Origin of the sequence: Bacillus sp. GMs2/2 (assembly GCF_050172095.1) — a bacterium.
GTDB classification, from domain to species: Bacteria; Bacillota; Bacilli; order Bacillales; family Bacillaceae_G; genus Bacillus_A; species Bacillus_A cereus.
Window position 1 is genome coordinate 1 of sequence record NZ_JBNLYE010000260.1, and the last position, 5,898, is coordinate 5,898.

Consider the following 5,898-nt stretch of genomic DNA (forward strand, 5'->3'; position numbering starts at 1 on the left):
AGATTTGAGTAGCCTATAAATGGAATGAAAACATTGAGGTATACTCATATTTTTATGAAGCACATTACAAGAAGAAATTTTTTGAAAATTGGTATGCGCACTTGTCTCTATTCATTTATAACCAGTAGCATCGGATACTACTATGCTAAATATATAGAGCCCCATTTCATTTCTTTTACACAGCACACATTAAAATCACAACTCATCCCAAAAAGTTTTCATGGTATGAAAATTCTTCAATTCAGCGATTTACATCTCGGATACTATTTCTCGCTTCAACATTTATCTAAAGTTGTTTCTAAAATTAATGCTGTAAATCCAGATATTGTCCTTTTTACCGGAGATCTCATTGATAATTATCAAACGTATACTGACACTCCTTTCGTTGCATCCATTTTAAAAAATATACAAGCCCCCTTTGGTAAATTCGCTATTTATGGTAACCATGATCACGGTGGATATGGAACTGAATACTATGAGCACATCATGCGTGAATCAGGATTTGAGCTATTGCTCAATAGTGAAAAAAGAATTCGCTTAATGGATAATAGTGAAATTTCTATTTTCGGTCTCGATGATATACTATTAGGCAAACCAAAAATAGAGAAAACATTAGAGCATGCACGGCAAAGTACTTATAACATTGTTCTTGTTCACGAACCAGATATCGCGCCCAAAGTTTCTAGATATCCAATCAACTTGCAACTTTCTGGTCATAGTCACGGCGGACAAGTACAAATTCCTTTTTTAGGAGCTATTATTACACCTTCACTCGCCAAAGACTATATTGAAGGCTTCTATACAATTCAGGATTTAACTCTCTATGTCAATCGAGGCCTGGGAAGAACACGTGTCCCATTTCGTTTTATGTCAAAACCTGAAATCACAATTTTCACACTCCAACATTCGTAATAATTCGCCTATTTTCTTACATATCCTTTCTTGTACGCGCTCATCCACGTTTTGTTTACCATATGATAAAAGTGAGTCCAATAAAGGAGGTATGTTCATGTATCCATATTATCAACCAATTCCAGTCCGTTCAGCACCTATTGGTCCAGTAGGCGACTCACGCTTCTTCCCGTTTTTTGGCGTTCCCTTTCTAGCTGGAATTGCTGGTGGATTGCTCGGCGGAGCATTAGCTTTCGGCCCTCGACCATTTTATCCACCTTATCCACCACCTTTCCCGCCGCCAGCACCTTATCCTTGTTACGGTGGACCATGTCAGCAACCATACTATTACTAAGTTAAAATAACGATTCTTTCAACGAGCCATCTCATTATACGCTTATAATAAAACTATTGTTTCTACTCATCCTTCCATTTTTGGAGCATATGAGTAGAAAAAAGTAAAAACCTCTTATTGACATAAGAGGTTTTTACTTTTTTCATTATTCAGCGTCTGTATTTTGATATGCCATCTTAAACAACTTCACTTGGCTATCAATTTCTTCTGTACTACTATTAATAACATAATAGTAATCACCATCTTTATTTTGTTCACGTGTTTTCACATTATCAGCTAATGTAAGCTGTAAAATCGCCTTAATTCGTGCCTTCATTTCAATATCTAATATCGGGAAAGATATTTCCACTCGCTTCTCCATATTTCGCGTCATCAAATCAGCTGAAGATAAATATATTTTCTCCTCCCCATTATGATGGAAATAATAAATACGGCTATGCTCTAAGTATCTTCCAACAACACTAACTACACGAATATTTTCACTTACATTTGGAATGCCAGGTCGTAGGCAACATGTCCCTCGAACAATGAGCTCTACCTTTACTCCAGCTTGTGATGCTTCGTACATTTTTTTAATTAATGGTTTATCTGTTAATGAATTCATCTTAGCGATAATATATCCATTTCCATATTGCCTATGATAACGGATTTCTTCATCTATTAAATCTATAAATTGCTCTCTTATATCAAATGGAGCAACCGATAAATGATGAAAATGTGGCTTTGTTGTATAACCACTTAAATAATTAAAGAAATTGGTTGCATCAACCCCAAAGTCTTTTCTTGATGTAATATATCCAAAATCAGTATATAACTTCGCTGTTGCATCATTATAGTTTCCAGTTCCGAGATGTACGAACCTTTCGATTTTTCCGTTTTTTCTTCTTACAACTAATGTAATTTTACTATGTGTTTTCAAGTGACTTACACCGTAAATAACATGACAGCCTGCCTGTTCCAATTCTTTAGCCCAATGAACATTGTTTTCTTCATCAAATCTTGCCTTTAATTCAACTAATACTGTCACTTGTTTTCCCTTTTCAGCCGCTATCTTTAACGCCTGAATAATCGGTGAATCACCACTTACACGATATAACGTTTGTTTAATCGCAAGTACATTCGGATCGTCCGCCGCATCACGGACAAAATCAACTACCGGCTGAAATGATTCAAAAGGATGATGTAATAAAATATCATGCTCAATTGCTTTTTCAAATACATCTTCTTCATCACCTAAATCTTGAGGTGGTTGCGGAATAAGAGCCGGATATACAAGATGTTCATATAAAGGAGCTAGTTTTTTATATAAAGAAAACAAACATGTTAAATCTAATGGACCATCCATTATATATACATCTTCATCTTTTACTTCCAGAACCTCATATAATAACGCTAGTACTCTTTCATCAATGTGTTCTTTCCCAACTTCTAAACGAACAGCAGCCCCCCACTTACGCTTTTTTAATTCTTTTTCAATTACCTTTAATAAATCTCTCGCACCTTCTTCATGAATCGTTAAATCTGCATTGCGTGTAATACGGAAACGAGTAACAGATGATACTGTATATCCCGTAAATAATTTATGAGTAAAGCTACTAATTACGTCTTCTAATAAAATAAATTTATGCTTTTGCCCTTCGCTCGGTAAAATTATGAAGCGCTCAAGTAATGAAGGAACTTGCACAATTCCTAACTTCGTCCTGTTTTCTTCTTCCGCTTGCTTCTCATCATATAAAAGAGTAGCCAAATTCAAACTTTTGTTTAATAACATTGGAAATGGGCGATATGCATCAATAGCTACAGGAGTTAACACTGGAAAAATTTGCTCATCAAAATACTCTTCTATAAATTCTCGTTGCTCTTTCGTCAAATCATTGAATGTTAAACGTTCAATTCCCTCTAACTCAAGCGCTGGTAATACATAATTTTTAAATGTATCATATTGTACTGTCATTAGTGCATGGGCTTTTATCGCAATTTTATTTAATTGCTTTTTTGGTGTTAAGCCAGCTTTATTTTCTGGCTGATTAAATCCAGCACTCACTTGATCCTTTAATCCCGCTACACGTACCATAAAAAATTCATCTAAATTCGAACTAAAAATACTAATAAATTTCAATCTTTCCAAAAGTGGATTATTTGCATCTTGCGCTTCTTGTAAGACACGTTCATTAAATGCTAACCAACTTAACTCTCGATTATTGTAATAAGCTGTATCATTTAAATTTACTGCATTCCCCTTCAATAATTCCATTCTCTTCACACTTCCCCTTGAAACTTTTTCACTATAATTTAGTTACTTTTATTTTAGCAAATTACAATATTATAAAGTGTAAATTTTTTGTAAAGACATCCGTACAACCTAATGTTTTAGTTCAAATAACAAGTTAATATTCGTTTTTAATACTCTTTCTAACTGTTTTTTTTGTTTTTCAGCCTGCACTTTTTCCGCTAATGCCGATTTTTCACATAAAGCTTTAAATGTTAATCCTTCTTCGTTTTCTGTTATAGATATGGTATCAATAAGCGATCGTTGCCTTACATTTAAAGTAGCTGAAAATTGTAAAACAGCTCCTAACAGGCGGATTTTTTTTTGTTCGCTTTTATCAAACCAACCTTCAAATGGAGATAAATGTTGTTTAAATAACATTTTTGATTTATACGATGCAATAAGCGCTAGCCTTACTCGATCTTTATGCATCATGCCATCAATTGTCTTATTCGCTAATAAATAAAACGTATGTAAACGACTTGCTTCTTCGTCTATATATTTGCCTATATTAAATACTTTCGCTGCTTGATGGAACACTTCCCAGTCTTTTACTGACATAGAAATAAGCCCTATTTCCTCAAGTTGTTTGCAAATTAGTCTTCCATGTTTAATAAGCTGAATAACAAATTCCATGTCCATTTCGTATTCATGTGATAGTAAATGCAGACTTTCTTCAACTACGTTCGGATAATATGAAATCCCCAAATCTTTTGTCAACTCTTCATAGAAAACACCTTCTCTTAACCCTTTTCTACTTAATACAAATGCCGGTGCCTCTATAACATTAACAAGTGTATGAAATACTTCAACCGCTGGAATAATCGTATCTGCTCGATCTTTTGCCAACCCTTCCAATTTCTGAAGTTCTATGTACGACAATTTTTCCAATTCATCTTTTACACTTTCAATATCTTCTTCTTTCATCTTGTATAAATGTAATCCTGCTATAGGATAGCATATTAAATTTTGATGGATTTTCACTAAGTTCCTAGCACTACCACCAATTGCAATAAGAGGCAATTTCTTATTGATTAACCATGGTAACGTTCGAAATTGAAACTCTAAATACTGTTGCATTCCCTCTAACTCATCTTTAGTAGGAATATCCCCTTTAATAAATTGTTGCTTTAAAGAAAGTGCCCCAAATGGAAAACTATGGTACTCTAAAATCTCTCTATTTCTAAAGTATGTAACTTCTGTACTTCCCCCGCCGATATCTACCGTTATTCCTTCTGAAAACGATGTAGAATTCATAACCGCCAAGTATCCGTAACGCGCTTCCTCATACTCTGATAATACTCTAAGAGTAAAGTCCGTTTGTCCTTCAACAAGCTTTTTAATTTCCTCTTGATTCTCCGACTGTCTAATTGTTGCTGTTGCAACACAAAGTACATGATGCAACTGATGGAATCTTGTACTTTCTTGAAATTGAAATAATGTCTGTAATAATACTTCTATTCCCTCTTCATTCAACACACCATCAATTAAGTAATTCCTTAACCTAGCAACAACTTTCGTATTTTCAATCTCTTTATAAAAACCTCCATTTTGCTTTTCATAAATAACTAAACGCATTGTATTAGATCCAATATCTATAATGGCATACTGTTGTTTTAATATTTCTTTCAAACTTCTCACTCTTTCATTATCAAATTTCAAAAACATATTCTATTACTATTATACAAAATAGTTGTTTTTTGTAACAATATTGCTTTAATATTGAAAATATATACAATCACTTTTTGCGTATAATAAATACCTATTTTATTTATGGTATAATAATGAAAAATTGAAAGGAGATTCAATATGAAACCTTCACAACCACAATCTCAATTACAAAACCAACATTCTATTAATCGACTAGCTCAATCTATTTTCGTTGTGAATCGTCATGCTAAAGCAGCTACTAATCCTAAATATTTATACTGGTTAAAAAAGACAGCTTTAGAACGTTTGATTGCTGAAAAAAAAGCAATTAAAGAAGGATTACATTTTTCTAGAAACCCACGTTTTAGCCAACAACAATCTGATGTCCTTATACGTTTAGGCGATTATTTTTTCCACATCCCTCCTACGAAAGAAGATTTTCGAATTCTACCGCATCTTGGTCATCTTGAATCCTCCTATCGAAATCCGAAAACAACCTTATCTTTAACAGTGGCAAAAAAAACAATTCAAGATTATATTGGTCCTGAAGCATTAAAACAAGAAAAAAAATTAAGTGAACCTGTTCCATGGTATAGTCGTACTTATACAAAAAAATAAAACAGTTTGGCCAAGTGTAGGCCAAACTGTTTTATTTTTTCTCTTCTTTAATTTTAATATTTGCTTGTTTATAAAAAGCTACTTTTTCTGTATTATAAGACTTTGTGAATTCATT

Annotated in this window: 5 protein-coding genes and 1 pseudogene; 3 read left to right on the top strand and 3 right to left on the bottom strand. The window is 33.4% G+C overall.

Annotation, left to right across the window (positions count from 1 at the left end; all coding sequences use genetic code 11):
- Positions 1-54: 54 nt before the first annotated feature.
- Complete coding sequence (locus ACQGS6_RS21780) at positions 55-912, top strand: metallophosphoesterase (RefSeq protein ID WP_030027732.1); 858 nt, start codon at positions 55-57, stop codon at positions 910-912.
- Positions 913-1,009: 97 nt separating this feature from the next.
- The gene (locus tag ACQGS6_RS21785; RefSeq protein WP_000283738.1) at positions 1,010-1,246 is read left to right on the top strand and encodes a hypothetical protein; all 237 of its coding nucleotides are present in this window, start codon (positions 1,010-1,012) and stop codon (positions 1,244-1,246) included.
- A 145-nt stretch (positions 1,247-1,391) separates the two neighbouring features.
- Here ACQGS6_RS21785 and ACQGS6_RS21790 read toward each other — a convergent pair whose 3' ends face one another.
- A complete protein-coding gene (locus ACQGS6_RS21790; protein ID WP_000421677.1) occupies positions 1,392-3,500 on the bottom strand; it encodes a polyphosphate kinase in 2,109 nt (702 codons plus the stop codon).
- Between the two features lie 108 nt (positions 3,501-3,608).
- Complete coding sequence (locus ACQGS6_RS21795; RefSeq protein ID WP_002005581.1) at positions 3,609-5,183, bottom strand: Ppx/GppA family phosphatase; 1,575 nt, start codon at positions 5,181-5,183, stop codon at positions 3,609-3,611.
- A gap of 141 nt (positions 5,184-5,324) precedes the next feature.
- On the opposite strand from ACQGS6_RS21795, the gene ACQGS6_RS21800 reads away from it, so the two are divergent.
- Positions 5,325-5,783 carry a YkyB family protein gene (locus ACQGS6_RS21800; protein WP_000804862.1) on the top strand — a complete coding sequence of 153 codons (459 nt, stop codon included), beginning with the start codon at positions 5,325-5,327 and terminating at the stop codon, positions 5,781-5,783.
- 31 nt (positions 5,784-5,814) lie between these two features.
- Here the strand turns inward: ACQGS6_RS21800 and ACQGS6_RS21805 are convergent.
- Positions 5,815-5,898: pseudogene (locus tag ACQGS6_RS21805) on the bottom strand (YkyA family protein); the annotation flags it as partial.

Excerpts from the sequence above, each read along its gene's own strand:
- ACQGS6_RS21780 (WP_030027732.1), top strand. The coding sequence starts at position 55 with ATGAAGCACATTACAAGAAGAAATTTTTTGAAAATTGGTATGCGCACT.
- ACQGS6_RS21785 (WP_000283738.1), top strand. The coding sequence starts at position 1,010 with ATGTATCCATATTATCAACCAATTCCAGTCCGTTCAGCACCTATTGGT.
- ACQGS6_RS21790 (WP_000421677.1), bottom strand. The coding sequence starts at position 3,500 with ATGGAATTATTGAAGGGGAATGCAGTAAATTTAAATGATACAGCTTAT.
- ACQGS6_RS21795 (WP_002005581.1), bottom strand. The coding sequence starts at position 5,183 with ATGTTTTTGAAATTTGATAATGAAAGAGTGAGAAGTTTGAAAGAAATA.
- ACQGS6_RS21800 (WP_000804862.1), top strand. The coding sequence starts at position 5,325 with ATGAAACCTTCACAACCACAATCTCAATTACAAAACCAACATTCTATT.